This is a genomic window from Brevundimonas sp. (assembly GCF_044336875.1).
Classification (GTDB): Bacteria; Pseudomonadota; Alphaproteobacteria; order Caulobacterales; family Caulobacteraceae; genus Brevundimonas.
This window is the reverse complement of the sequence record NZ_JBIIOP010000011.1, coordinates 88,608-114,114: the sequence shown is the minus strand read 5'-3', so window position 1 is coordinate 114,114 and position 25,507 is coordinate 88,608. Positions and strand designations below refer to the sequence as shown.

Annotated in this window: 22 protein-coding genes; 10 read left to right on the top strand and 12 right to left on the bottom strand. The window is 66.9% G+C overall.

Going from position 1 to position 25,507, the window contains the following annotated elements:
* Positions 1-12: 12 nt before the first annotated feature.
* The 4 genes from ACIQ1T_RS13275 (at position 13) to ACIQ1T_RS13260 (ending at position 2,921) form a co-directional block, all read left to right on the top strand.
* The gene (locus ACIQ1T_RS13275; protein ID WP_395945035.1) at positions 13-138 is read left to right on the top strand and encodes a cation:dicarboxylate symporter family transporter; all 126 of its coding nucleotides are present in this window, start codon (positions 13-15) and stop codon (positions 136-138) included.
* Positions 138-368 carry a hypothetical protein gene (locus ACIQ1T_RS13270; protein WP_395945032.1) on the top strand — a complete coding sequence of 77 codons (231 nt, stop codon included), beginning with the start codon at positions 138-140 and terminating at the stop codon, positions 366-368. Before ACIQ1T_RS13275 ends, ACIQ1T_RS13270 begins: the two co-directional genes overlap by 1 nt.
* Positions 369-1,341: 973 nt before the next feature.
* On the top strand, positions 1,342-1,593 hold the full coding sequence (locus tag ACIQ1T_RS13265; RefSeq protein ID WP_395945031.1) for a helix-turn-helix domain-containing protein: 252 nt from the start codon (positions 1,342-1,344) through the stop codon (positions 1,591-1,593).
* The gene (locus tag ACIQ1T_RS13260; RefSeq protein WP_395945030.1) at positions 1,593-2,921 is read left to right on the top strand and encodes a type II toxin-antitoxin system HipA family toxin; all 1,329 of its coding nucleotides are present in this window, start codon (positions 1,593-1,595) and stop codon (positions 2,919-2,921) included. The genes ACIQ1T_RS13265 and ACIQ1T_RS13260 overlap by 1 nt, the downstream gene beginning before the upstream one ends.
* 48 nt (positions 2,922-2,969) lie before the next feature.
* Here the strand turns inward: ACIQ1T_RS13260 and ACIQ1T_RS13255 are convergent, their stop codons facing one another.
* Positions 2,970-3,899, bottom strand: a complete 930-nt coding sequence (locus ACIQ1T_RS13255; RefSeq protein WP_395945029.1) for an AraC family transcriptional regulator N-terminal domain-containing protein — start codon at positions 3,897-3,899, stop codon at positions 2,970-2,972.
* 165 nt (positions 3,900-4,064) lie between these two features.
* Between ACIQ1T_RS13255 and ACIQ1T_RS13250 the strand changes: the two genes are divergently transcribed.
* On the top strand, positions 4,065-4,823 hold the full coding sequence (locus ACIQ1T_RS13250; RefSeq protein ID WP_395945028.1) for an SDR family NAD(P)-dependent oxidoreductase: 759 nt from the start codon (positions 4,065-4,067) through the stop codon (positions 4,821-4,823).
* A 71-nt stretch (positions 4,824-4,894) separates the two neighbouring features.
* Here the strand turns inward: ACIQ1T_RS13250 and ACIQ1T_RS13245 are convergent, their stop codons facing one another.
* From ACIQ1T_RS13245 to ACIQ1T_RS13225, 5 genes are all read right to left on the bottom strand, one after another.
* Positions 4,895-5,206 (bottom strand): hypothetical protein, encoded by a 312-nt coding sequence (locus ACIQ1T_RS13245; RefSeq protein WP_395945027.1) that lies wholly within the window; start codon positions 5,204-5,206, stop codon positions 4,895-4,897.
* A 479-nt stretch (positions 5,207-5,685) separates the two neighbouring features.
* Positions 5,686-6,864, bottom strand: coding sequence for a tyrosine-type recombinase/integrase (locus tag ACIQ1T_RS13240; RefSeq protein WP_395945034.1), 1,179 nt, complete (start codon positions 6,862-6,864; stop codon positions 5,686-5,688).
* A 725-nt stretch (positions 6,865-7,589) separates the two neighbouring features.
* The gene (locus ACIQ1T_RS13235) at positions 7,590-10,007 is read right to left on the bottom strand and encodes a TonB-dependent receptor domain-containing protein (protein ID WP_395945026.1); all 2,418 of its coding nucleotides are present in this window, start codon (positions 10,005-10,007) and stop codon (positions 7,590-7,592) included.
* Between the two features lie 11 nt (positions 10,008-10,018).
* Positions 10,019-11,017: a FecR family protein gene (locus ACIQ1T_RS13230; protein ID WP_395945025.1), complete on the bottom strand. Its 999-nt coding sequence runs from the start codon at positions 11,015-11,017 to the stop codon at positions 10,019-10,021.
* A 103-nt stretch (positions 11,018-11,120) separates the two neighbouring features.
* Entirely contained in the window at positions 11,121-11,654 is a 534-nt protein-coding gene (locus ACIQ1T_RS13225; RefSeq protein WP_395945024.1) for an RNA polymerase sigma factor, read from the bottom strand.
* A 183-nt stretch (positions 11,655-11,837) separates the two neighbouring features.
* On the opposite strand from ACIQ1T_RS13225, the gene ACIQ1T_RS13220 reads away from it, so the two are divergent.
* The 3 genes from ACIQ1T_RS13220 to ACIQ1T_RS13210 all read left to right on the top strand — a co-directional run bounded on the left by ACIQ1T_RS13220 (position 11,838) and on the right by ACIQ1T_RS13210 (position 14,026).
* The gene (locus ACIQ1T_RS13220; protein WP_395945023.1) at positions 11,838-12,611 is read left to right on the top strand and encodes a methyltransferase family protein; all 774 of its coding nucleotides are present in this window, start codon (positions 11,838-11,840) and stop codon (positions 12,609-12,611) included.
* A gap of 159 nt (positions 12,612-12,770) precedes the next feature.
* On the top strand, positions 12,771-13,595 hold the full coding sequence (locus ACIQ1T_RS13215; protein WP_395945022.1) for a DUF3313 family protein: 825 nt from the start codon (positions 12,771-12,773) through the stop codon (positions 13,593-13,595).
* A complete protein-coding gene (locus ACIQ1T_RS13210; RefSeq protein ID WP_395945021.1) occupies positions 13,592-14,026 on the top strand; it encodes a DoxX family protein in 435 nt (144 codons plus the stop codon). Before ACIQ1T_RS13215 ends, ACIQ1T_RS13210 begins: the two co-directional genes overlap by 4 nt.
* Before the next feature lie 56 nt (positions 14,027-14,082).
* On the opposite strand, the gene ACIQ1T_RS13205 is transcribed toward ACIQ1T_RS13210, so the two are convergent.
* The 3 genes from ACIQ1T_RS13205 to ACIQ1T_RS13195 form a co-directional block, all read right to left on the bottom strand.
* Complete coding sequence (locus ACIQ1T_RS13205) at positions 14,083-14,265, bottom strand: hypothetical protein (protein WP_395945020.1); 183 nt, start codon at positions 14,263-14,265, stop codon at positions 14,083-14,085.
* 95 nt (positions 14,266-14,360) lie between these two features.
* A complete protein-coding gene (locus ACIQ1T_RS13200; RefSeq protein WP_395945019.1) occupies positions 14,361-15,299 on the bottom strand; it encodes a DMT family transporter in 939 nt (312 codons plus the stop codon).
* Entirely contained in the window at positions 15,296-16,462 is a 1,167-nt protein-coding gene (locus ACIQ1T_RS13195; RefSeq protein WP_395945018.1) for an aromatic amino acid transaminase, read from the bottom strand. Before ACIQ1T_RS13195 ends, ACIQ1T_RS13200 begins: the two co-directional genes overlap by 4 nt.
* 142 nt (positions 16,463-16,604) lie before the next feature.
* Between ACIQ1T_RS13195 and ACIQ1T_RS13190 the strand changes: the two genes are divergently transcribed.
* Complete coding sequence (locus ACIQ1T_RS13190) at positions 16,605-17,027, top strand: Lrp/AsnC family transcriptional regulator (RefSeq protein WP_395945017.1); 423 nt, start codon at positions 16,605-16,607, stop codon at positions 17,025-17,027.
* A gap of 104 nt (positions 17,028-17,131) precedes the next feature.
* Here ACIQ1T_RS13190 and ACIQ1T_RS13185 read toward each other — a convergent pair whose 3' ends face one another.
* The gene (locus tag ACIQ1T_RS13185; RefSeq protein ID WP_395945016.1) at positions 17,132-19,357 is read right to left on the bottom strand and encodes a glycoside hydrolase family 88 protein; all 2,226 of its coding nucleotides are present in this window, start codon (positions 19,355-19,357) and stop codon (positions 17,132-17,134) included.
* 206 nt (positions 19,358-19,563) lie between these two features.
* Here ACIQ1T_RS13185 and ACIQ1T_RS13180 point away from each other — a divergent pair, with 206 nt between their 5' ends.
* Positions 19,564-20,955, top strand: coding sequence for a glycoside hydrolase family 28 protein (locus ACIQ1T_RS13180; protein WP_395945015.1), 1,392 nt, complete (start codon positions 19,564-19,566; stop codon positions 20,953-20,955).
* Between the two features lie 94 nt (positions 20,956-21,049).
* Here the strand turns inward: ACIQ1T_RS13180 and ACIQ1T_RS13175 are convergent, their stop codons facing one another.
* Complete coding sequence (locus ACIQ1T_RS13175; RefSeq protein ID WP_395945014.1) at positions 21,050-23,860, bottom strand: TonB-dependent receptor; 2,811 nt, start codon at positions 23,858-23,860, stop codon at positions 21,050-21,052.
* Between the two features lie 180 nt (positions 23,861-24,040).
* Positions 24,041-25,495: an oligogalacturonate lyase family protein gene (locus tag ACIQ1T_RS13170; RefSeq protein ID WP_395945013.1), complete on the bottom strand. Its 1,455-nt coding sequence runs from the start codon at positions 25,493-25,495 to the stop codon at positions 24,041-24,043.
* Positions 25,496-25,507: the final 12 nt, after the last annotated feature.

Sequence of the window (25,507 nt, the reverse complement as noted above, 5' to 3'; positions counted from 1 at the left end):
CCGCCGGAAGGCATCGGCCTGATCCTGGGCGTCGATCGCTTCCTGGACATGTGCCGCACCACGCTGAACGTCACCGGCGACCTGGTCCTGGCCGCCGTCGTCTCACGCGGCGAGAAGGACGACGAGGAGATGGGCTGATGTCCGATATGCACCTTCCCCCCAAATGGAGCGCGGCCGAGATCGCCTTGCTCGAGAGCCTGGCGCAACAGGGATGGAGCGCCGCCGTCATCGGGCGTCGCTTGCACCGTTCCGAAAACGGCGTTCGCGGCAAGGCCGGGAGCTTGGGCATCGAGATCGCATCCAGTCGGGGCGTGAGGCGCGTACCGCTGACATTCGCCGACGCTCAAAAAGTCGCGGCATGGCGATAATGGCGCCGCTCGGTTGGCGGTGCGGGCGCTTCATGGCGCGGGCGTCGATCCGGTGGGGGAAGTGGCGCTTGTCCGACCCGAGGGAGCCGGCAGTGGCTCGGACGGGCGTTTCGCCACTCGAGTTTTCAACCTCCGCTCTCCTCCTTCGCCGCACTCAACCTCAAGGTCAGCACCGCCCTGGGGAGGCGGAAAGGGACGTCCCCGCAGGCCGAGGGCCGAGGCCGATCCCCCCTGCGCGTCGCGCTCGAAGTCGAAAATCTGTTCGACGCCCGCCCGGCCGTGCGGTTGGGCGATGGACGACCGGCGCCGGGTAGCGGCCGGAGCGTACAAGATCCACTGGGAAGGATCGTTCGCGTCCAGATCAGCCACAGGTTCTGATCGGAGGTCAGCGGCTCGACCGTGAAGCCGCGCGACTGGACCAGGGGCGGAAAGGGACCGGCGCGACAGCGTGGCGGCGCTTCTTGCGCGGCGGTTCAGCGGTCGGGGGCGGTTCAATGCCCGTTGGAACTTATCCGGGCGCAAAAAGCCTTCAAAAGGCGCTCGCTTGAAGCTTCTTGTTATAGATTGCCTTGCCGACCTAAGGTCGGCCTGGGGCTCGTTTGATCGGCGTCGAGAGCGAGGCTGACCTCACTCGCGTCAGACACCAGCGCGGGCGCGCAGGTCAGAGATCAAACCTCCGTCCTCTTCGAGAAGGGCGTCCTGATCGACTCACGTCAGTCGCCTGTCGCGCTTGTGGATTCCTCCGTCGATCATGACGAAGTCGACGGTCTCCGGCCGCGCGGAGCGAACAACGGCGGCTACGGAGCTACGATCGGGCTTACCAACTGGGCAGCCGGGCCGGCCTGCGCCCGACGCATTTGATTGATGCGATTTTCAGCATACAGTGTTCTTATGCGAAAAAGAGCATAAAAGAGAATTATGTGGAAAATCGACTAAAATAGGATTATGCGTTGTATCGCATAGGAGGTGCGATATGAGTGCGCTCGCCCGATCCCCCAAGCAGTTGGGACTATTGATCCAGCGCTACCGCAAGGCCGGCGGCATGAGCCAAAGCGCGCTCGCCGATCTCGCCGGGTTGCGCCAGGAGATGGTCTCCAAGATCGAAAGCGGTCAACCTGGGTCGCGATTGTCCTCCATCTACGCCTTGCTGGCGGCCCTGAATCTGGAGATGACCGTTCAACCGCGAACGAAAAGCGCGCCGGGCGACATTGCGGATATCTTCTGATGGGACGGCGTAAAGCCCACCCCCCGCTAAACGTCCTGATCAATGGCCGTCTCGTTGGGCGAATGGAAAAGGGGCCCGGCGGCGGCGTCGGTTTCCAGTACGATCGAGATTGGCTGGATTGGGAGAACGCATTTCCCGTGTCTCTATCTCTGCCGCTTCAGCCGAACGCCTGGCGCGGCGCGCCGGTTACAGCGGTGTTCGACAATCTGCTGCCGGACAGTCTGACAGTGCGACGGCGGGTGGCTGAAAAAACCGGCGCCAGGGGCGCGGATTCCTACAGCCTGCTGGAGCAGATAGGACGAGACTGTGTCGGGGCCATGCAATTCCTGCCGGATGGCCTCGACGTCGATGTATCCGGGGCTATCGTTGGGGAGGATATCAGCGACGCCGAGATTGAGACTCTGCTCGGGAACCTGGCGCGCGCGCCCCTGGGCGTCGATCCGGACGAGGGATTTCGCATCTCCATCGCCGGGGCGCAGGAGAAGACGGCGCTCCTGTTCCATGAGGGGCGATGGAAGCGGCCTGTCGGCATCACCCCGACCACCCACATCTTCAAACCCCAGTTGGGCCGGATTCCCACGGCGTCCGGCGAAGTTGACCTGAGCCATAGTGTCGACAACGAGCACTATTGCCTGGCGTTGATGCGCGCCTTCGGTTTGGCGACGGCCAAGACGGAGGTCGCTACATTCGGCGAGAGGCGCGTCCTGGTGGTTGAGCGTTTCGACCGCACCTGGCGGTCGGACGGTCGGCTGCTGCGTTTGCCGCAGGAAGACCTGTGCCAGGCCCTCTCGGTCCCCTCCAGCCAGAAGTATCAGGACAAGGGCGGGCCGAGCGTGGCGCAGGTGCTGGAGCGGCTCCAAGAGGCCGATGATCCTGCGCGAGATCGGGCCGCCTTTTTTCGGAGCCAGATTCTATTTTGGCTCATCGGGGCCACAGACGGTCACGCGAAGAATTTCAGCCTTTTCTTGAGACCCGGCGGACGGTTCGAGTTGACGCCATTCTATGATGTGCTGACGGCTCAGCCAGCCTTCGATCGCAACCAGATCCGGCGCCGGGAGTATAGGCTCGCCATGAGCCTGGGGGCGACGCCGCACTATCGGATCGACGCCGTGCTAGGGCGGCATTTCATCGAAAGCGGCAAGGCTGCAGGCCTCGGCCCGAGGCTCATGCGCAAGATCGTCGACGAGGTCCGCGACGCCGCAGAGACGGCGCCGGACCGGGCCTTGATGGAAATGCCGAAGGATTTCCATCCCGAGGCTTACGAAGCGGTCCGCAACGTCCTGCCCAGGCGACTGGCGCTGCTCGAGACCGCCCATCAGGCCCTGTGAGACGAGATCGCTTCGTAGCCAAGGGCGCCTTGACGGATCGACGCGCCTTCATCGCGGTGGGGCGGGCGTACGTCTAGCCGCCACCGTCGCCGTTGCGCGCTCCTCCGCGATCGCCGCCTGCATCGCCATGGCGTCCCGCTTCGGCGGGATGCCGAACATGCGGCCATATTCGCGACTGAACTGCGACGGGCTTTCATATCCGACCTGATAGGCTGCCGTTTCGACATTGGCCGCGTGGGTGATCATCAGCCTCCGCGCTTCGAGCAGGCGGAGTTGCTTCTGATATTGAAGTGGCGTCATCGCGGTCAGCGCCTTGAACTGGCGATGGAATGCCGAAACGCTCAGCCTGGCGATCGCTGCGAGATCGTCGATCCGGACGGTCTCGCGGAAGCGCTCGCGCAGACTGTGCAAGGCGCGGATTACTGGCTGTGAGGGACTGTTGGCGAGCGTCAGGCGGGCAATGTCGCCGCCATGCGGGCCGGCCAGAAGCCAATAGCAGATTTCGCGCATGACGACGGGATAGAGCGTCGGGATCGCAGTGGGCGTATCGAGCAGGCGTACGAGGCGAAGGGCGCAGTCAGCGAGCGCCCCCTGGAAATCGGTAACAAGCACGCCGCGCCCGGCCTCGCCCGCCATCCTCGGGGGGCGCCCCAGTTCCTCCGCGACGCTGCGCATCACCGCGAGATCCAGCTCGAACGCCAGAACTAGGCAGGGTTTTCCGGGGCTTGCTTCAACCACACGGCCGGTCGACGGCGTTTCGACGCCGATCACCAGCGCCTGTCCTGCTCGATATTCAAGGCTATCGGTGCCGAACGTCGCCCACTTCGCGCCCTGTGCGACAATGCACATTGAAGGCTGGAAAATTAGATGGCTAGGCGGCTTTGGCTGATCGGACCGCATGATCACCATACGATCGATCGACGTCAGATAGGGACTCTCCCCGCTCTGTCGATCGGTGTAGTCCAGCAGGGCCTGCACGAGTGAATCCACGCACTTCCATCCGTTTCTGATGCTTCCGGCGAAGAGGCAAGATAAGTGGAGGGGCATGAATAGGCAAGAAAATGCCTGGTTCCGTCATTCCGCGCTGAAGCCGCCAGACATAAATTCACGGCCAGTGAAGGCAGGTAACTGAAGGAATATGGCATGTCGGAAGGCAAGATTGCACTTATCACCGGCGGTAGCCGAGGCATCGGTCGCAGCACCGTGCTGCGCTTGGCCGAGCAGGGCGTCAGATCGATCCTCACCTATAATCGCGGACGGACAGAGGCTGAGGAAGTGGCGGCCCTCGCGACGGAGGCGGGCGCTCAGGCTTTGGCGCTCCAGCTCGATGTCGGCGACGCGAGCAGCTTTGCGGACTTTGCCGCACAGGTCCGCCAGGCGCTGGCTGGTTTCGATACTCAGCGTTTCGACTATCTCGTCAACAATGCCGGCACCTCATCCGCCAGCACCCTCGAGACAATGACCGAAGCGGAGATGGACGGCCTTTACAACGTGCATTTCAAAGGCGTTCTGTTCCTGACGCAGAAGCTGCTGCCGCTCATCAACGACGGTGGCCGTATCGTAAACATCTCTTCCGGGCTGGCGCGGTTCGCGATGGAAGGACGCATCGGCTATGGCCCCATCAAGGCGGCGGTAGAGTCATTAAGCCGGAACATGGCGCTTGAACTGGCGCCACGCAGGATCGCGGTGAACGTTGTCGCGCCAGGACCGATCGCGACCGATTTCAGCGGCGGCACGGTTCGCGACAACCCGAAAGTGCAGGAGGTTCTTGCCCAGCATACGGCGTTGGGCCGGGTCGGCCTGCCGGACGATGTCGGCAAGGTTATCGCCGGGCTACTCTCGGATGCGTTTGGCTGGGTCAATGCTCAGCGGATCGAGGTGGCGGGCGGGATGCATATCTGAGGGATCGATCGGCCGCGAGATGGACATCGGGCCCCATCTCGCGGTCGGAGCGGCTAGCGTCGATCCGCCAATTATCCGTGCGCCGTGATCGACACTTCAGACCAATCGTTCCAGTTCTTGAGCCTCTGCTCGTAAGCGGCCTGGAACTTCGCGATCGTCGTCGCGCCCGGGACCAGGCGGAGCAGCGGGTTGTCAATATCCACGATCTGAAGGATAGCGCCTGCGGTAGCGGCGGGATCGCCAACGTCCTCCGGCTTGAAGCTGGCACGCCTCGCCTGCCGCAAGGCGTCATATTCTGGCATCGGAGGCGCCGGGCGGACCGAACTCCCGAAGGTGGTCTCAAAGCTGCCCGGTTCGATGATCGTGACCTTGATGCCGAACACACCAACCTCCGCCGCCGGCGATTCCGAAGCCGATCGATGTGGCGCGCGAAACGCTCATGGAGCTTGCCGGCCGATACGAACCGAAGGAATCGATCCTCGTCGACCTGGAAGCGACGGTCCTCGGAGCCTTCATCGAAATTTGGCCAGCGCCTGAACAGCGCGATCGCCTGGCCATCGTCGCGATGGCCGTTGCTGGGGCGCTCAGGATCGCGCTCGCCCAATGGCGAAAAGCGCAGGAACCGACCCACCTTCGCGGAAGGCATTATGGCCAGCAGTCATGCGTACCGCGCCAACAGCCGCTCCGACCAGGCGCAGAAGAACGTCAGCTCAGCCCTTGCCAACGGGGAGCCGCCCACACATGGCGCATCAGTGACGCTGAAGGGCGCTCCGAGCTGAGACTGCTTTCCCCCCCCACCTCAGACATTCTCGGCGTCCGCCTGCGGGGCTGTTTTCCGAACATCATGCCTCGGATCGAAGCCCTAGCGGGAGTGGCGGAAACAGAACTCGGCCCAGTCATCCATCATGGCGAGACGCTTCTCGAATAGATCGCCTCGCCGGTAGGCTGCCTCGACCTTGTTTCCAACGGCGTGCGCCAGGGCCATCTCGGCGACTTCGTTGGGATAGGTGGTGCGCTCCGCCGCCCAGTCGCGGAAGGTGGAGCGAAAGCCATGAGGAACGGCGTCGATCTCCAGTCGTCGCAACACGGCGGAGATCGTCATGTCTGAAATCCGGCCGCCGTGCGCAGCCTTGAACACATAGGCGTCCGGCCGCCCCGAGGGCACGGCGTTCAGGACGGCGACCGCAGCCTTGGACAAGGGCGCCCGATGTTCGCGAGCCGCCTTCATGCGCTCGGCGCTGATCGTCCAGACACGGGCGTCCAGATCAATTTCTTTCCAGGTTGCTCCCCGCACTTCGCCGGATCGCGCGGCCGTCAGGATCGCGAACTCCAGTGCACGTGCGCCTGTCCCCTCCGCAGTGCGAAGCTGTTGCATGAAGGGGGCCATCTCATCGATCGGCAAGGCGCGGTGGTGCGTTATCCGATGGACCTTGGAAGGTTTGGCCAGAAGCTTGTCGAGATGCCCCCGCCAGCGCGCCGGGTTCGGGCCCGAGCGAAACCCGCGCGCTCCCGCCCAGTCGAGGACCATTTCTATACGGCCTCGAAGTCGTTTGGCGGTCTCGGTCTTCTTGTTCCAGATCGGCTCCAGAACCCGCATGACATGCGGCAGTTCGATCGCTGCGACATCGAGCTTGCCCATCACCGGGTAGGCGTAGTTCTTGAGCGTCGCAGTCCATTGATCGCGGTGCTTGGGGTTCTTCCAGCTCGCTTCGTGGGCTGCGATGTAGGCCTCCGCAGCGGCGCGGAACGTGTAACCAATTGTCGGGGTCACCATGAGCGCCGCGCGCGCTTCCTTTGCGGCCTCGATGGGATCAATGCCTTTTCGGATCAGGTCTCTTGCCTCGCGCGCCGCCTCTCTCGCCATGGCCAGCGTGACGCCAGGATAGCCTCCGAGCCCCATCTCCCGGCGTCGAGGACCGATCATGACGCGTAGAATCCAGGTCCGCCCGCCCGACTTCAAGACCTGCAAAGCCAGCCCTGGCACACCGCCGACAGCGTGAAGGCCAGGCTTGGTAAGCCGAGATACCGCCAGAGGACCCATGAGCTCCGGTAGTTTGGGCACGCCTCTCTCCATTGCGCCAAAAGGTTGTAGGGCGGAGATTCACACGGAACCATTCTGGCGGGAATGTGAAATGGCCTTCAGGTTGTTCACTGCTGCGCGATGTCGCCGCCTGCAGTAAACGCGTTTGAAGGTTCGTCGGTCTTGGCGAAAGGGCGCGGCGAATTGGGCCCCTATTCACCGCACGAAATGCAGCGAATATGGCGGAAGCTTTTTGGCGGAGAAAACATGTGGGACTTGAACGACTTCCATCTCACCCATCATCGATTTCGGCCTCTCAGGGCCACTTATCCACCAGTTAGGAGGACGATTTGATTGGGGGTCGGCACACCCGCCACCACACCCATCAAAAATTTTGCGCTTGATGGGGAATTTCCCGAAATGGCCAGAAATCTCCGGCAACGCCCTTTCGAGCTAAAGCAACGTCTTCGAGAAACCCAAGGTAATAACGGGTAGCTGGCGAAAATCGCTAAGAACTTGAAATTTCAGACTCTCTGTCCGCCACCCACATGACGATCTCGTTGTTTCAGTTTGTTGTGGGGTCGGTGGGCGGCTTCTCGATCAGTTGGCGAAACCGGTCGGCCTTGGGGGGCGCCGATCGGCGAAGGGCGCGAAGCTTGGGGAGGCTGGCGACGCCGGATCGCGGCAGGCGCGGTTTGCGGCGAGGGCGGATGGTTGAGCCTGATGCGCCGATCGAGGGGCGGGGGTCAGAACCGTCGCGACACCGAAAGGGACAGGTTCCGCGGCCGCTGCGGCGTGATGACGGTCTCCGACGACACCAGGAACGGGTTGCCGTAGCCGAAGGTGTCGCCGTCGTCGCCGAACAGATTGTCCAGACGCAGGGTGGCCGACCAGGGGCCGGAACTCAGACCGGCGGCGAATTCGGAGGTGAAATACCCGCCCATGTCGGTGGTGATCTCGGGCGTCAGTTGCTGGGTCGAGCGGCCGACATAGCCGATGGCGCCGCTGGCCCAGGCCGGGCGGCCGTAGAGCCGCGTCTCGCGCCGGGCGCTGAAGGCGCCCAGCATCTTGGGCACGCCGGGCAGATCGCCGTCAGTGGCCAGGGGGTAGCTGTCGTCGGCGGCGTCCAGCCGGGGATTGCCGCCCATGAAGTTGAGGTCGACCCGCCAGGGGCCGTCGCTCCACACGCCTTCAAGCTCGATCCCCTCGTTGCTGCCGGAGCCGACATTGGCGGTGAAGGGCAGGCCGTCGACGGAGATCCGGTCTGACTGGATGGCGCTCCAGTCGACGAAGAAGGCGGCCAAACGCAGCCCGAGCCGATCGTCGAAGGCGCGCCAGCGCACGCCCAACTCCTGGCTGTTCAGGGTGTCGGGGCGGAACTCGCGGTAGGGCTGGAGCCCGCTGCCCGGCTGGCCCAGGCCGCCGTTCAGCAGGACGCCGCCGTTGAACCCGCCGACGCGATAGCCCTGGCTGACCTGGGCGAAGATCAGGACCCTGTCGTTGAGGGCGTATTCGATCACCGCCTTGGAGACCACGCCGTCGTCCTGGCTCTGGCCGTCGAAGGCGTCGGTGGCCGCTTCGCCCAGCGCCGCCTCGGTCCGGGACTGGGTCGAGACGTAGAAGTAGCGACCGCCGAGCACCAGTTTCAGCCGGTCGGTCGGCGACCAGGCCAGTTCGGCGAAGGCGGCGCCCTCGTTGGTCTCGTCGCGCTTGTCCGCGACATAGAGGCGGTCGTCCGGCTCCAGATCCAGCACCTCGCCCGTGCGGTCGTGGCTGTAGTGCGAGCCGTAGAGCCCCAGCAGCCAGCCGATGGCGGCGCCCGGGGCGGAGGCGATCGAGGTCTCCAGGGCGAAGGCGCGGATGCTGTCGGCCTCGTCATAGGCCAGGGGGCCGCCGCTCGCGCCGAACCGGGCGGCGGCCGTGGTGGCGTCGTAGCGGCGACCGAGATCATGGCCTTGATAGGCGCTGGTCAGCTTGATCCGTCCCCAGTCGTAGTCCCCGCGCAGCGCCAGGGCGGCGCCGTTGAAGACGTTGCTGCTGGGTTCGCGCACCGAAAGGGCGCGCTCATAGGGCGGCAGCCGCTCGAAGGCGTACTGGCTGTCGTCGAGGTCCAGCACCTGGAAGACGCTGCTGATGTTCGCTTCCCAATGACTGTTGATCCGCCAAAGCAGGCTGGCCCGCGAGCCCGTGCGCGATGTGGCGCCGGTGTTGGTCAGGCCCAGGCCCGGATCGTCCACCACCCCCTCCAGCACCTCGTCGTACAGGACGAGGCGTACGGCCAGCCGGTCGCGCAGCAGGGGGGCGTTGAAGACGATGTCGGCCGAATGGCCCGGCGCGGTGTCGTCCGCGAAGGTCAGCCCGGCCGAGACTTCGCCTTCGTAGGCGTCTAGCCGCGGCGGCCGGCTGACCAGTTTCAGCACCCCGCCCAGGGCGCCGGCGCCGTAAAGCGTGCCCTGTGGTCCGCGCAGCAGTTCGACGCGGTCCAGATCGACCAGGCGCAGGTCGGGGTCCGGCGCGTCATAGGTCAGGCGGGTGTCATCCAGATAGAGGCCGACCATGGCCTGGGTCTGGCCGGTCAGGGCGCTGTCGGCCAGACCGCGCACGAACAGCTTGTTCCGTCCCGGCCCCAGATTGGTGACCGTCAGTCCCGCAAGCCGCGTGGCCAGGGCGGCGGTGTCGCGGCGTGCGGCGGCGTCGAAGGCCGCGCCGTCCACGGCGGACAGGGAATAGGGGGCCTCGGCCAGGGCGATCTCGCGCTTGGTCGCCGTGACCACGACCGTATCCAGCTCGACCGGGGCGGCGACCGACGGGGGCGGGGGTAAGGTTGGTCGGGGCGTCGGGGGCGGCGGCCGCCGCACGATCAGATAGGTCCGGGCGTCGATCCGGCGGTAGGTGCAGCCGCTGTCGGCCAGCATCAGCCGCAGGGCCTGTTCCGTCTCATGGACGCCGTTGACGGCGCGGGACCGGCCGCAGGCCGCCGCCTCGCCGGCGCCGATTGATACGCCGGCCTGGGCGCCCAGCTGCAGCACCGCGCGGGCCATGGGCTGGGCCGGGATGGACAGGCGCTGCGGCGGCAAGGCCTGGACGCCGCCGGCTGTCAGACACCAGACCAGACATTGGACGGCGCCGGTCAGCAGAAGGGGACGACGGACGGCGAAGGACATGGGGAAAGGGATCAGCGCGCCCGCAACTCGACCGCCCCGTCCGTCGGCACGGCGCGAACGGGCAGGAAGGCCTCCAGTCGGCGCAGGGTCGCCGTCTGGTCGCCGTCGAGGGCCAGGACCCCGGTGAAACGCAGGGCGCCGACATCGCCCGTCAGGCGGATCGGCGTGGCGTAGGCGCGGTTCAGGTCGGTGGCCACATCGGACAGGGGGCGGTCTTCGTAGATCAGTCGCCCGGTGCGCCATCCGGCCGTCTCGGCGGCGCCGGCGGAGACCTGCAGGACGCCGTCGCCGTCGTCGCGCTCGACCGACTGGCCCCGGCCGAGGCGGACGTTGCGGGCGGGGTCGTCCAGATCGGAGACCCGAACCAGGCCGCGGGTGACGGCGACGCGGGTGGAAACCGAGTCGCGGCGGATGTCGAAGGCCGTGCCCAGCACCTCGACCCGGCTTTCGCCCACGGTCACGCGGAACGGGCGGGAGGCGTCATGGGCGACGTCGAAGGCGGCCTCGGCCTGGTCCATCTCGACCGACCGTTCGCGGCCGGTCATCCGCACGGTCAGGCGCGAGCCGCCGTTCAGGACCAGGGTAGAGCCGTCGCCGAGGGTCACGGTCCTCTGTTCGCCGGGGGCGGTGACATAGACGGTTGTCGCGCCCATCAGGGCGGGCGTCAGGGCGACGCCTGCGACCACGGCCGCCGCGACGGCGAGACCGGCCCCGACCATCCAGCGACGTCGGCCCGGCGCCGGCGTGCGGCGAAGCCGCGTGGGCGGGGCCGGGCCGACGTCGGCTGCGGCCGCGCGGGTCAGGGCGGCGTCCAGCGCGCCCCTTTCGTCGTCCAGGGCGGCCAGCAACCCTTCCGCCTCGGTATAGGCGGCGGCGTGATCCGGCGACTGGGCCAGCCAGTCCTCCAGCGCCAGCCAGTCGGCCTCGGTCGCCGCCGCGTCGGACAGCCGGACGGCCCAGGCGGAGGCCTGTTCGAGGACGGACGGGGAAAGGTCGGTGCGGCGGGTCATGCGGTTGCGATCAGGCGGACGGCGGCCCGAAGATCGGGACGTCCAGAAGAAGAGACGCCGCCGACGACGGCGCCCCACAATGAAAAATGGCGAAATCCCGACGTCATGGCCAGCCGACCCTTTCCAGCAGACGCGCGAGGACGGCGCTGACGTATTTCTCGACCGAGCTGCGCGAAACCCCCATCCGGGCGGCGACCTCGGCATGGGTCAGGCCGTCGATCTTGTGCAGACGGAAGGCCGTGCGTGCGTTTGCGGGCATGCCCTCCAGGGCGGCGGCGACCTGGTCCAGCTTCAGCCGGGCCCAGGCGGCGTCCTCGGGCGAGGGGGCGTCGGCGACCGAGATCCCGTCGACGGCGGCGCCCGAGGTCTCGGTCCAGGCCTGGTCGCGCGCGGCGCTGCGTCGTCCGGCCCGGACCCCGTCCAGCATCAGATTGCCGCCGATGCGATAGAGGAAGGGCGCCGGGGCCTTGACCTCCTGGGCCGCCGCCTCGGACAGGGCCTGCAACCGCACATAGATGTCCTGAACGATGTCCTCGGCGCGATCCGTCGACCCCGTCCGCGCCGTGAAGAAGCGGACGAGCGCCGGGCGTCGGTCCAGATAGACGGCGAGAAGTTCGGCTTTCGCGCTCAGCGCCACTTTGGATCGGACCCGTGGATGGTCGAACGCCCGGCGTCCGTGGGGCCTGTTTTGAACGGCTTTCCGCCCGGCGCAATGGGGCGGCGGATTTTTTTGAACTTTCGTTTGAGAGGCGCCGGCGACGGCGACGTCATTGACGGAGCGCCGAGTTAGCGGGCGCGATCCTGTCGAGATGCGACGACGATGTTGACCCCCCACTCTTCCGGTCCGACCAACCTCGGCGCGCATATGCGCGTCTATGCCCAGGGGCGTCGCCTGTCCCGCGTGGCGACCTCCAGCGAGTTGCCCATACTGGCCGGGATCGCCTGCGAACCGGCCGCCTCCGCGACAGACCCGTCCGCGACGGACAGGGCCGCGCTGCGCCGGGTCCAACTGAGGCGCAAGGCCGTGCTCGGCGGCGTCATCCTGGCCTTTCTGGCGGCGGCGGCGGTGGTCCGTCCGGTGTCCGAGGGCACGGTGTTCGAAACCGCCCTGGTCATGGCTGGGGTTGCGGCCATCTTCGCCGCCATCATCGGCCGCGCCTGGTGCTCCCTCTATATCGGCGGGCGCAAGACGCACGAGATCGTCGATCGCGGCCCCTATTCGGTAAGCCGCAACCCCCTCTATGTCTTCAGCTTCCTGGCCGCCTTCGGCGTCGGCGCCCAGACCGGCAGCCTGGTGCTGACGGCGGCGGTGCTGGGCCTGACGGTCCTGATCCTGTGGCGCACCGTCCTGCGCGAGGAAGCCTGGCTGGGGGCGGCCTTTGGCGAGGACTACGACCACTATCGTCGCCGGACCCCGCGCTTCTGGCCGCGCGGATCGGCCTGGCGCGACGAGGCGGCGTTGCAGGTCGATCCGGCCCGGTTCGTGCGCACCGTGATGGACGGCGCCGTCCTGCTGCTGGCCCCGCCGATCATAGACGCCCTGGCGACCGCCCGCGCCCTGGATCTGATCCCGACCCTGATCACCCTTCCCTGAAGGGGAAGCGGTCCGGGCGGCGGGGGGGCTCTCCCCCTTGTCCGTCTCCCAACCGCCCGGACCCGTCTTTCCGACGACCGCCCCGAAACGCGCCGCACCCGCGCCGACCCGCTCGGCGCAGCGCGCCCCCATGCCTGCCATCCTGTGACGGAGACCCTCATGTCCAAGCCTCTTCTCGCCCTGATCCCACTTCTGGCGACCACGGCCCTCGCCGCCTGCCACACCACGCCCGCGGTCCAGTCCGGCTATCTGGCCAGCTATGACGGGCTGCAGGCGCCGCCGCGCAGTCTCAGCGCCTCGGTGCGCCAACGCCGGGACGACGCCGCCTCCGACGCCGTCGCGGGGGTCTTCCTCGAACCCGCCGTCTTCGCCCCCGGCGTCGGCGAACGGTTCAGCCCGGCCGAACGGGCCATGGTCCTGCGCGAGGTCGACCGGCAGATCTGTTTCGAGGTCAGCGAGCGGTTCGTCATCGCACCCGAGCCGGCCCTCCAGACGGCGACCGTGCGGACGGCGGTGGTGCGGCTGCGGCCGACGGGGCGCGCCGGGTCGGCGGCCAGTGCGGCGGTGGGCTTCTTCGTGCCGGTGATCAATCTGCGGGCCCCGATGACGACGGGCGGGCTCGCCGTCGAGACCGAACTGCTGGAGGCCGGCACGGGCCGCCAGATCGCGGCCCTGTCCTGGGCCCGCAACGCCCAGTATGTCGGGCGGGACTCGCCGTCCCTGTCACGCATCGGCGACGCCCTGCAGATGGCCGAGCCGATGGGCGACGCGGTCGGCGACGCCTTCTCCAGCAAGGCGCGCAAGGTCGCCGACATCCGCGATCCCGACCCCTGCGCCGTCTATGGGGCGCGCCGGAATGTCGGTCGCACCGCCGCCGGCCTTGTGGTCAGCGGCGTGACGGGCCTCTATTCCCCCGAGGTCGAAGGCGCCGGCGCCCAATTGCGCTCCGTCTCTGACGCCCCCCAGGCGGAGGCGCCGCAATGACCCTGGCCGTCCTCATGTCTTCGGCCGGTCCGCGGCGGCTGTCGCGGTTTTACCGTCACCTGGCCTTGTGGGTGCTGCAAAGCTGGCTGGCCATGTTCTATATCGCCGCCGGCTACGCCAAGCTGACCCAGCCGCAAGACATGTTGGCGGTGCTGATGACCTGGCCCGCCGACGCCAGCCTGCGCACGATCCAACTGATCGGCTGGGCCGAACTGCTTCTGGCGACCGCCATGATCGCGCCTCTGGCTTCATGGTCGCTGTTGCGCCGTCCGATGTTGGTCGCCGCCGTTTGCCTGATGGCGGAGGCGACGCTTATGGCGATCTATCATGCGTCGACGCATCACGCCGGTCATGTCGTGACGAATGCGGCGCTGGCGACGATGAGCCTGTTGGTGGTCGTCGGACGGCGGGGGGCAAGGGCATCGCCCTAGGGCCGCCATGGAATGCGCGCTGCGATCAGACCCTCAGGCGGCCGAAGGGAGGGGGCTCATCTTACGAAATTTGCGATGTCCGTGCTGAACCGCAGTCGTGAGGCGGCGTCGCGGTAGAACATGTGTCCGCCCTCGTAGCATCTGAAGCTCATGGCGGTCTGGAGCGGCGCGGGCAGGATCTGCTCCAGCGCGGCGTCGGCGGCGCAGCTGGCGAGCGAGTCGTATCGGCCCGATGTCACCAGAATCTTCAGCGTCGGCGACAGGGCCAGGGCTTCCTCGGCGGCGGGAAGGGGCGGGCCGATGCGGGGCGGGCCTTCGCCGTCACGCCGTCCCGCTAGATCGTCCTGGGCCTGCCGGGCCGTCGTCCGGTCAGGACCAGCAGGAAGCCGGCGCCGATCAGGGCGAAGCCGATCAGCGGCCCCAGGCCCAGGCGTTCGCCCAGGAAGGGGACGGCCAGCAGACTGCCGAACACCGGCATCAGGTAGAAGAAGATCGAGGCCCGCGCCGCGCCGATCAGTTCGACGCCGCGATTGAACAGGAAGAAGGCCGCGATCGACGGTCCCGTGGCGACGAAGGCGACAGCGGCCAGAGCCTGCGGATGATCCAGGGGCAGGGGCGCGCCCCAGCGGAGCTGAAGAGGCAGGGTCGTCAGGGCCGCCAGAGCGACCGTGGCGAACAGGAAGCTCGTCGCATGGACCCTGGGGCGCAGGCGCAGCAGGGTGGCGTAAAGCGACTGGGCGATCATGGCTCCGACCACGCAGACCAGACCGATCCACGGCGTCGCGGCGCCCGATCCCGCAACGCCGACGATGGCGCCCACGCCGAGAATGGACAGGAGGGTCGCGCCGATCTGGCGCCCCGAGGGGCGCTCGCGGAAGGCGATCAGGCCGAACAGCAGGATGGCGACCGGCAGGGCGGACTGCACCAGCAAAGCCGTCGTCGCAGGAACCACGGTCAGACCCAGATAGGCCAGCAGATTGCTGCCGGCGAGACCGGTCGTCGCCAGCACCAGCAGTATGGGCCAGCCCTTGCGCAGCACGGGCCAATCCCGGCGCAGATGCGGCCAGGCCAGAGGCAGGACCAGGGGCGCGGCCAGGGCCCATCGCCAGAAGCCCAGACTGACCGGGGGCAGGCCAGACGACATCAAACGTCCCACGACGAAATTGCCGGCCCACAGAAAGGCGGCGCAGGACAACAGCAGATAGGGCGCGCGCCACAGCCGGGTCAGCAGGCGTGACGTCGGCCCCTGCGCCAGGGCGATCTCGGCGGTCACGATACGGCCTGCAAGGCGTCGGCGAAGGTCTGGATCGTCTCTTCTGACAGGCCCGCCAGATTGATGCGGCCGGATCCCGCCATATAGACGGCGTGCTCGGTCTTCAGACGCTGCACCTGTTCGGGCGAGACGGCCAGATTGGCGAACATGCCGCGCCCGGTCGCCAGGCCTGACAACTGCGGAGCGGTCGCGGCGAGGGCTGCGCGAACACCGGCGATCCGCGCCTGCATTCCCGCCAGTTCAGTGCTCCAGCCTGTCCTGAGGGCTTGGTCTTCCAGAATGGTGCGGACGATGGCGGCGCCGTGGTCGGGCGGCATGGACCAGTTTGCGCGCGCGAGGGCGCACAGATTGGTCATCAGCGCGTCGGAGCGTGCGGCGTTGGGCGCCTGGACGAACAGGGCGCCGGTCCGCTCGCGATACAGGCCGAAATTCTTGTCGCAGGAGAAGGCGATCAGGGCATAGGGGACGTGGCGCAACAGGTGGCGCATTCCCGCGCCGTCGGTTTCCAGATCGTCACCCAGCCCCAGATAGGCCAGGTCGATCACCGGCAGCAGGTTCCGCCGCGCGATCACCTCGGTGGTCGCCGCCCAAAGGTCGAGCGACAGATCCAGACCGGTCGGGTTGTGACAGCAGCCATGCAGCAGAACGGCGTCGCCTTCGGGCGCCGCTTCCAGGGCCGCGATCCAGGCCTGTCCGTCCAGGGTCTGCGCCTTCAGGTCAAAGACGGATGTGGTTTCAAGAGACAGGCCGGCGGCCTGGAACACCGCGCCGTGGTTCGGCCAGGTCGGGGCGGCCGCATGAATGCGGCGAACCCCGCTTTCGGCCAGAAGTTCGGCGGCCAGCCGCAGGGCGCCGGCCCCGCCGGGCGTCTGGACGCCCTGGCGATGGGCTGATCCATCGATGTCGGTGAAGATCAGGTCCGCAATCGCGGCGACGAACCCCAGATCGCCTTCCGGACCGAGATAGGCCTTGCTGGACTGCCGGTCGACCAGGAGCCGTTCGGCCGCCTTGACCGACGCCATGACGGGTGTGCGTCCCTCGGCGTCGCGATAGACGCCCACGCCGAGATCGATCTTGTCAGCACGGAGGTCCGACCGGAAGGCGCCGATAAGCGCGAGCAGGGGATCGGCGGGGCGAGGAGGAAGCGTTGCGATATCGAACATGAAGCGGTTCGTATCGATCTGGCGCGAACATCGGCGTTCAAACGGCGATAAAATGACGACTGATCTGTGTTCATGTTTCTGGTAAGGGTGAAAAATGAAACAGGCATTTCATCTTGATGATCTCAGCCGCCGAATCCTTCGCGTGCTTCAGGCCGACGCCACCCTTTCCCAGACGGAATTGGCCGAGCGTGTCGGCAGTTCGGCGGCTTCATGCTGGCGACGTGTGCGGGCGCTGGAAGCGGCGGGGGTGCTGGGGCGCACCGTGCGACGGGTTGATCGCAACCAGGTCGGCTGTCCCGTCGATGTGATCTGCCAGGTCCGGTTGAAGTCGCACGAGGACCAGCTGGGCGCGGCCTTCGAGCGGTTCGTGCGACAGCAGCCCAATATCCTGGACTGTTATTCGATGTCCGGCGACTGGGACTATCTTCTGCGGGTCGTCGCCGCCGACATCGCCGACTACGAACGGTTTCTGATGCGCGTCCTGTTGCGGCACGAGGCCGTCGCCACGGCCAGTTCCCACTTCGCCCTGTCGTGCGTGAAGTCCGAAACGGCCCTGCCGGTCTGAGCACGGGGTGGGCTGTATCGGCGCCCCGTGGACGGGTTCAAAAAAGGCGACGGGCGGGATCGTGAAGGTCGGCGGCGCGCAGAGTTTTACGGGCCGCCGTTGCGCTAAAAGCGAAACCTGCTTTCGCGAACGAAGGCTTCCCATGCCTCGCGAGTCTGGAAGTCCAGGCCGCGGTCCCAGGCGGAGCCCATATAGTAGGTGAAGGGTTCGCCGGGCGTGACCCGCACCAGGATCAGATAGTTGTCCGCATCTTCGGCGAAACCCTCGACCTTGGCCGGGTCGACGGCGATGGCTATGCCCAGGCCGCCGTGTTCGGGGTTCTCCGGCTCCCAGAACATCAGCCGACCGTTGGCGGCGTCGCGGGTGACCTGGCCAGCGCCGTTCTCGTTGCGACGCTTCGAAATCCCTATGCCCACGATCAGGGGCTCGGTCGTGTTGGACGACAGGGTCGAGGTCATGCGGGTGAAGCTGGACCCGAGCGGCAGGCTGAATTCGCGCGTCTCCCAGACATTGCGGGCGACATCGACGGGCCAGGGGCGATAGGTGGCGGTGAACCGCGCCTCGTCGCCGCCGGTCTCCTGGATCTCGTAGGTGGAGAAGTTGCGGCTGGTCCACAGCTTGTTGTCGTACCAGACGCCCAGGCCGCCGGCGCCGCGACCGCGCCCCACGTCATAGTAGTCCAGTCCCTCGCCGCGGTCGGTGTGATAGTTCGGGAACTTCAACTGGCGGTCCATGAATGGATAGCGGACCCGCTTGGCCCAGACGTCGATCCCCGAGCCGGACGGCGCCTCGCGCGCCTCCAGCGCTGGGCCGTAGATGCGGTGGGCGACGCGATCATTCTCCCACAACAGGTCGTCCAGCCGGTCGGGCGCGAACCGGACCACGGCGCGGGCCTGCTGTTCGGCGGCGGGCGGCGGTGTGAGACGTTCGATGGTCGACGGCCGGTTCAGGCCGGCGGGGTCGTAGGCCAGGGCGCGGGTGGCGCGCATCTCCTCCTCGCGGCGGCGCAGTTCCGCCTCGCCGACCACGGTGATCGGGGGCGGCGGCGTCGGCGTGGTGGCGGCGACGACCTCGGGCGTGTCACGGGCGGGTTCGGCCTGCGGCAGGGACTGGATCTCGCCGTGCAGGTCGGCCGCTTCCAGGGCCGCAAGCAGATAGGCGCCGGTCGCATAGAGGCCGGTCTCGTCGGGGCGGGTCGAAACCGGCTGGTCGCCGGTCTTCTGGGCCGCGCCCACAAGGCCGCTGGGCAGGATGTTGCGGTTCAGGGCGGCCAGCCCCTTCCGCACGGCCGGCAGATAGGCGTCGCGCTCCAGAAGACCGTGGTTCACGCCCCAGGCCAGGCCATAGACATAGAAGGCCGAACCCGAGGTTTCCGCCTCCGGATAGACGTCCGGCGCCAGAAGGCTGGCGCGCCACAGGCCGTCGTCCTGCTGGAGCTCGAGAATACGGCTCGACAGCTTCTGGAACAGATCGACGTAATAGGCGCGGTCCGGATGGTCCGCCGGCATCGATTCCAGCCAGCGCGCCAGGCCCGCCATGACCCAGGCATTGGCTCGCGACCAGTAGATCGGGGCGCCATTGGCCTCGGTGCGGTCCCTGAACCGCTCGTCGCGCAGGAACAGCCGTTGCTCCGGGACCCACAGGTGTTCGGCCGTGCGCCGCCATTCCCTGTTCGCTGCCGTCAGGTATTTGGGGTCGCCCGTCAGGGTCGACATCCGGGCGAGCACCGGCGGGGCCATGAACAGGGCGTCGGCCCACCACCAGACCAGGGCGAGGGTCTCGGTCGACCGGTTCAGATGCGGCACCTGCCAGTCCAGGCGCTGGCGCAGCGGCATCAGCACGCCCTCCTGACCGCGCCGGGCGTAGAGTTCCTCGTAGAGGTCGCCGATGGCTATGTCGTCCGCGTTCAGCAGGGTCGGGCCCGAACGGGCGCCGCGGAGGCTGTAGTTGTAGTGTTCGGCCACGGCGGTCAGGAACCGCAGGGTCTCGGGATCATCCGACACGCGCGCCAGCCGCGCCGCGCCGACATAGAAGGTGGCGGCGACCCAGTTCGACGACATCTGGCTGAGGTTGCTGCCGGTGGACAGGGCGATCGGCTCCTTCGCCATGGCTGCGATCTGGGCCGAGGCGACATAGTCCGCCGCCGCTATGGCCTCGGCCCGTGACGGCAGACGGGACGGGTCCGTGTTCAGCGTCGGTCGGGGACGGGGCGTCAGCCACTCCGCCTCCACGCCGGGCGCCAGAACCGGCTGGGTCTGGGCGGCGACCGGGCCGGCGACGGCGGCCGACAGCAGGAGGACGGCGAGGCGAATGGGCGAACGCAGGGACATGGTTTCCTCCGCAGGCGCGTTCAGGCGCGCCCGATTATTGTCGTGTCGCGTGGTAACCGGTGTCCGGCCGCGTGCGACCAAACGCCGACCGGTCGCCCGCTGGCTTGAACGGACGATAATGTCCGCTATCGTGAGATGGAAGTACATAATGTGGGAAATGAAGCGCGACCGAATATCGCGCCGGCCCGCGCGGAGGAGACGGAACAATGTATCGGCGCACACTGCTTCAATTGGGATTGGTGGGCGCGCTCGCGTCCGCGCGCCCGGCCTTGGCTCAGGCGGGCCGGGACAGGATTTTTGACGCGGCCGACTATGGCGCGGTCGGCGACGGGGCGGCGATCAACACCCGCCCGATCCAGGCGGCCATAGACGCGGCGGCCGCGCAGGGCGGCGGCACGGTGGTGCTGAAGCCGGGCCTCTATCTGTCGGGCTCGCTGTTCGTGAAATCGGGCGTGACCCTGATGATCGGTCGGGGCGCGACCCTGCGCGGCGTTCAGGATGTCGCCGCCTATCCGATGGTCCGCACCCGCGTCGCCGGGATCGAGATGGACTGGCCCGCCGGCCTGCTGAACATCTACCAGCAGACCGACGCCAGGATCACCGGCGAGGGCCTGGTCGACGGCGACGGCAAGGTCTTCTGGGACAGCTACTGGGCCATGCGGCGCGACTACGACCCGCGCGACCTGCGTTGGGCCGCCGACTACGACTGCCGCCGCCCGCGCCTGATCCACGTCTATGATTCCCAGCAGGTCGAGGTCTCGGGCCTGAACCTAGCCCGCTCGGGCTTCTGGACGGTGCACATCTGTTATTCGCGCGACGTGAAAGTCGCCGACCTGATCATCCGCAACAATCTGGGCGGCCGCGGCCCCTCGACCGACGGGATCGACATCGACTCGTCCGAGCGCGTGTTGGTCGAACGCTGCGACCTGTCGGTCAACGACGACGCCATCTGCATCAAGGCCGGCCGCGACTGGGACGGGCTGCGCGTCGCCCGACCGTGCCGCGAGGTGAAGATCCGCGACTGTATCGTGCGCGACGCCCTGGCCGGCATGACCTTCGGCTCCGAGACCTCCGGCGGGTTCGAGGATATCGAGGTCTCCGGCCTGCGGATCGAATATCCGGTGCCCTTGGGGATCTTCTTCAAGTCCGGCCATACACGCGGCGGCGTCATTTCCAACATCCGGCTGCGCGACATCCATCTGCAGGACGTGGCGACCCTGTTCCGGGTCAATCTCAACTGGTACCCGAACTATAGCTACGCCAAGATTCCGGCGGGCGTGGCCGACATACCCGACTACTGGCGCGCTCTGGCCACGCCGGTGCCGCGCGAGCAGGGCGTTCCTCGCATTCACGACGTTCACCTGTCGGGCATAAAGGCCGTCGGCGGCAAGATCGGCTTCGAGGCCGCCGCCTATCCCGAGGCGCCCCTGAAGGACTTCACCTTCGAGCGGCTGGACTGGGATGTGCGCGAAGCGGGGACCATCGCCAACGCCGAGAACTGGCGTTTCCGCGACTGCAACATCGACACCCTGGACGGCAAGGGGCCCAGGGTGACGGATTCGACCGGCGTCGTCGGCCTGGTCGACCGCGCCGCCTGAGCCGTTCGCGTCGAGGCTCGTCGATCAAAAAAGAAGGCCCGGTGCAATGCACCGGGCCCAGTCAATCGCGCTGAAAGCGTTCAGGGAGGGAAGGTCAGTACTTCCAGCGCAATCCTACGGCGATCTCGCGGCCGGTGTGACGGTAGTCGGACACGCGGTCCGTCACATCGACGTATCGATCGGTGTATTCGTCGGTCAGGTTGATGCCTTCGAGCGAGAAGGTCAGATTCGGCGTGAACTCGTACGACATCGAGGCGTCGATATTGGTGGTGTCGTTGACACCCTCTTCCGAGTTGCCGTTCGCGCCCGGGTAGGACAGCAGATACTGGCTGCGGTGCGCCACCGACACGCGGGCCTGGAAGGGGCCGTCCTCGTAATACAGGGTCGCGTTGGCGGTGTTCTTCGACTGACCCGTCAGGCGGTTCGTGCCGGCGGTGCCATAGCTCACCTCGGAATCGACCCAGGTGACATTGCCGGTGAAGCCGAAGTTCGACCAGAAGCCCGGCAGGAAGGTGAAGGGCTGCTGATATTGGATCTCGATCCCCTTCAACGAACCGCCTGCGCCGTTCAGGCGACGCGTGACCTGGAAGATGTCGGTCGGGAGGGCGGCACCCTGCAGAAGCTCGTTCGGCAGCCCCAGCTGATTATAGGGGATGGGCACGGTCTCGGAGGTGATGAAGCTGTCGATGTCCTTGTAGAAGACCGCCCCGGCCAGCAGGCCCTCGTTCTGGAAATACCATTCGACGGAGAAGTCGTAGTTGGTGGCGCGGAACGGATCGAGCAGCGGATTGCCGAAGGAGACCGTGCGCGTCGTCGGGGCCACGCTGCCGCCCGGCGTCAGGTCGCCCAGGGTCGGACGCGACATGACCTTGGCGGCGCCCAGGCGCACGACCAGATCCTCGCGCGGCTCCAGCGCAAGGTTAAACGACGGCAGCACGTCGTCATAGTCGTTCTTGGTCGTCAGATATTCATAGGTCGTGACCGGCGGCGTTCCCGCTGTCGCCGCCCGCCAGCCCTTGGCCACCACTTCGGTCTGGGCGTAGCGGACGCCGGCGTTGCCGCGCAGGACCATGCCGCCGACGGTGGTGTTGAAGTCGGTCTGGAAGAAGACGCCCTTGTCCGTCTCGTCCACCTCCCGCTCGCTCTGGTTGGCGACCAGCGGATCGTCATAGAAGCTGAGGAAGTCGGCGATCTTCGAGATGTCGGGAACGATGAACTGGAGGTCGGAGCCGGCGCCCGCATCCACGCCGCCGGAGATGTCCACGACGCGGCCGATGCTGTCGACGCCCGTCAGGCGATCGGCGCCGGTCGGGTTGGTCTTGGCGCGGGTCAGGCCGAAGGTCTCGAACCCATAGGTGCGGTACTCGCCGCCCAGCTTGAAGGTGAGCGAGTCGGACCAGTCGTAGGCCAGCGAACCGGCCCCGACCTGGTTGTCGAAATTGCCGCCCGAAGTGCTTCGCGTCGCATTGACCAGGGTGAAGCGCTGGCCCGAGGTGACGTCGAAGCCGTAGTTGATCGTCGGCTTGCGGTCATCCTCGCGGAAGTCGAAGCTGTAGCCGTTCACGCCGCTAGCTTCGAAGGCGTAGGCGACGTTCAGCGGAGTGCGGGCTTCCGAGCGGTTGGCCCCGATCTTCAGATTGCCGTGCAGGCGATCCGAGAAGTCGTGACGGACGTTCAGGGACGCCTGGTAGAAGTTGCTTTCGTTGCGCGTGAACCCGTTCTCGGCGCGCACCAGCATGTTGTCGAAGACGCCGTAGGACAGGATGTTCTTGTCGGGGTCGATCTCGTAGTCGCGCACGACGACGCTGTTCACATTGGCGCGGCTGAAGGACCAGGCTTCGATATTGGGGCTTTCCAGTTCGGAGTTGAACCGTGACCACAGGACGTCCAGCACCGCTTCCGTGCGTTCGCTGGGACGCCACTGCAGCGAGCCGGTCATGCCCAGTCGGTCTTCCTGGGTGTTGCCCAGGGTGTAGCGGGGAATGCGCGGATAATAGGCGCTGAGCACGGCGTCGCGTTCGGCCGTCGTGGTGCAGGGGATGCAGCCGGCGAAGTTCTGGCCCAGGCCGTACGGATAGTTGGGATAGTCGGCCAGGGTCTTGCCCGCAGGGATCGGCGGATTGACCGAACCCGATTGCCAGCGGGTCGTGTTGAAGCTGCCCAGGATCGGCGAACGTTCGGAATAGGCGATCGACACCAAGGCGCCGAAGGTGCGGTCCTCGTTAGTCCAGCTCAGCAGGCCGGCCAGGCGCGGCACGGCTTTTTCGGACAGGTCGTTGTAGGAGGACTGGACCGACAGGGCCGAGTTCAGGCCGTTGCCGCCGAAGTCGAGCGGGCGACCGGTCTGCAGATCGACAGTGGCGCCCAGCGAGCCTTCCTCGATCTCGGCGGATTGGGTCTTGCGGACCTTGATGCTGTTGAACAGCTCGGAGGCGAACATCGAGAAATCGAAGCTGCGATTGCGGTTGCCGCCCGACGCCGCCTGCGCCTCAAGGCCGTTGATCCGCGTGCGGGTGAAGTCCGAGCCCAGGCCGCGCACCGAAATGGTCGTGCCCTGGCCGTTGACGCGGTCGATGGTGACGCCCGGCAGGCGCTGGATGGCCTCGGCCAGGTTCTGGTCGGGGAAGTCGGCCATGTCCTCGGCCAGGATGGCGTCGACGGCGCCGGCCTCGCGGCGCTTGATGTTCAGGGCCTGCTGAAGGCTGGAGCGGAAGCCGGTGACGACGATCTCTCCGACCTCGGTGGCGCCGTCTTCCTGGGCCGCTGCGGAAGGGGTGTCTTCGGTCGTGGTCGGCGCGGTCTGGTCCGTCGCAGTCTGGGCCAGGGCTGGCGCGGCGGCCGCCAGAGCCGCCAGGGACACGCCGACGGCGCACAGAGTCCGGGTGTTGATCCGTCGCATAGTCATTCACTCCCCAAGTCCGGCGCTCGCTGGCACCGGTGTCATTTTTTGGTATAGCGTCGCGCATAGTTGGATTGGCGACGTGCCACTTCTTGCAACAGCTTCTCGCATTTTGCAATACGCACGCGTTGCTACGACGGAGAGACGGGATTTCCGGGCGGGTCGGCCAGGTCCGGTCAGGTCCGGTCAGGCCGGCCGCGCCACCTCGACGGCGTAGACGTGGTTCGTCCCGTGCATGTTGGAGACGAAGACCAGCCACTTGCCGTCCGGGGTGAAGGTCAGGTTCGGCTCCAGCCGGTAGTCGTGGTTGGACAGGTCCACCAGCCGTTCCGAGCGCAGATATTCGACGAAGATCTGGTCGTCCTTGTCGCTGGACGGATCGGCGTCCACGACCGGTTCGGGGCGCAGCAGGACCATCCATTTGCCGTCGGGGGCATGGGCGACCATGTCGCCGTCGCCGCCGTCGCCGGCGAACAGACTGCCGTCCGGCGAGACGTTGTAGTGGACCGACCAGTCGTTCTGCTCGACCCGGCGATAGGTGCGCTTGCCGGTCTCCAGATCGACCGAGGCGACCCAGAAGACCTGACCGCGCGGGGTCTGCAGGTCGTAGTGGACCTGTTTCCCGTCCGGGCTGAACCATTCGTGGCCGAAGATCTCGAAGTTCATGGTCCGCTGGTGAGTCTTTCTCAGGCCCGTGCCGTCGGCGCGAATGGCCCACATCCGGTCGACCCGGTGCCAGGGCCCCTCGTGGCAGAAAATGATCTGCTGCGGATCGGTGGGCGAGAACTGGGTGTGGCCGATCCATTCGTTGGTCTTGTGGATCACCCGGCGTTCGCCGGTGGCCAGGTCGATGACGAAGATCTCCATCGGATAGCGGGCGGCCCAGCGCTGCAGCATCCGCACGCCCTTGGCGCGGGCGAAGTTCAGCGGCTTTCCGTCCGGGCCGTTGGCGGCGTATTCGGCCTGGTCGAAACGGCGGTTGCGCGGATCGGGCACGGTCGGCTGCAGCGGCTGGCTGTCATAGGCGACGAAGCCGAGCAGCAGGGTCTCGTCGGCGTTGACCGAGTTGATTTGGCCGTTCGGGATACGGCCGATCTCGCGACGCTCTTTGGTGTCGACGTCGACGACGAACAGGGTCTTGGCCCGGTCCATCAGCTGGGCCTCGCCCGGCGCGGTGACCGAATAATAGACGTTGCGGCCCTTGCGGCCGGTGAACATCAGGTCGGCCTCATGCTCGGGGACGAGGACGCTGACGGCCCAGGTGTTCAGATCGACGGTCGAGATGCCCTGCGGCGTCGAGATGACCATCAGGTCGGGCGCGCCGGACTTCGGCGGCAGGAACATGTTCTTGTAGAAATAGGGCTTTCCGCCGCCGCCGTCGGGCGAGACGCGGCGGATGCGGTGGCCGGTCTTCGGATCGATCCAGTCGGTCGGGACCGGGCGGTCCCAGCGCGGCCGCTCGACCGGCGTCTCCTGGGTCGAGGGCGGGGCGGTGTTCGGCGCGGGCCATACCGGGGTTTGGCCGGGGGCGGGCAGGGGGGCGTGAACCGGCCCCTGCCGGGCCTGGGCCGTGCTCGCAAGGGCGCCGACGGCGGGGGCGGCCAGCAGGGCCTTCAGGGCGTTGCGGCGTGAGGTCGTCATTGGGGGCGTTCC

What these genes read in the sequence shown, in the direction of transcription:
- ACIQ1T_RS13270 (WP_395945032.1), top strand. Translation starts at nt 138, where the DNA reads ATGTCCGATATGCACCTTCCCCCCAAATGGAGCGCGGCCGAGATCGCC.
- ACIQ1T_RS13265 (WP_395945031.1), top strand. Translation starts at nt 1,342, where the DNA reads ATGAGTGCGCTCGCCCGATCCCCCAAGCAGTTGGGACTATTGATCCAG.
- ACIQ1T_RS13260 (WP_395945030.1), top strand. Translation starts at nt 1,593, where the DNA reads ATGGGACGGCGTAAAGCCCACCCCCCGCTAAACGTCCTGATCAATGGC.
- ACIQ1T_RS13250 (WP_395945028.1), top strand. Translation starts at nt 4,065, where the DNA reads ATGTCGGAAGGCAAGATTGCACTTATCACCGGCGGTAGCCGAGGCATC.
- ACIQ1T_RS13240 (WP_395945034.1), bottom strand. Translation starts at nt 6,864, where the DNA reads ATGGGTCCTCTGGCGGTATCTCGGCTTACCAAGCCTGGCCTTCACGCT.
- ACIQ1T_RS13235 (WP_395945026.1), bottom strand. Translation starts at nt 10,007, where the DNA reads ATGTCCTTCGCCGTCCGTCGTCCCCTTCTGCTGACCGGCGCCGTCCAA.
- ACIQ1T_RS13230 (WP_395945025.1), bottom strand. Translation starts at nt 11,017, where the DNA reads ATGACCCGCCGCACCGACCTTTCCCCGTCCGTCCTCGAACAGGCCTCC.
- ACIQ1T_RS13220 (WP_395945023.1), top strand. Translation starts at nt 11,838, where the DNA reads ATGTTGACCCCCCACTCTTCCGGTCCGACCAACCTCGGCGCGCATATG.
- ACIQ1T_RS13215 (WP_395945022.1), top strand. Translation starts at nt 12,771, where the DNA reads ATGTCCAAGCCTCTTCTCGCCCTGATCCCACTTCTGGCGACCACGGCC.
- ACIQ1T_RS13210 (WP_395945021.1), top strand. Translation starts at nt 13,592, where the DNA reads ATGACCCTGGCCGTCCTCATGTCTTCGGCCGGTCCGCGGCGGCTGTCG.
- ACIQ1T_RS13195 (WP_395945018.1), bottom strand. Translation starts at nt 16,462, where the DNA reads ATGTTCGATATCGCAACGCTTCCTCCTCGCCCCGCCGATCCCCTGCTC.
- ACIQ1T_RS13185 (WP_395945016.1), bottom strand. Translation starts at nt 19,357, where the DNA reads ATGTCCCTGCGTTCGCCCATTCGCCTCGCCGTCCTCCTGCTGTCGGCC.
- ACIQ1T_RS13180 (WP_395945015.1), top strand. Translation starts at nt 19,564, where the DNA reads ATGTATCGGCGCACACTGCTTCAATTGGGATTGGTGGGCGCGCTCGCG.
- ACIQ1T_RS13175 (WP_395945014.1), bottom strand. Translation starts at nt 23,860, where the DNA reads ATGACTATGCGACGGATCAACACCCGGACTCTGTGCGCCGTCGGCGTG.
- ACIQ1T_RS13170 (WP_395945013.1), bottom strand. Translation starts at nt 25,495, where the DNA reads ATGACGACCTCACGCCGCAACGCCCTGAAGGCCCTGCTGGCCGCCCCC.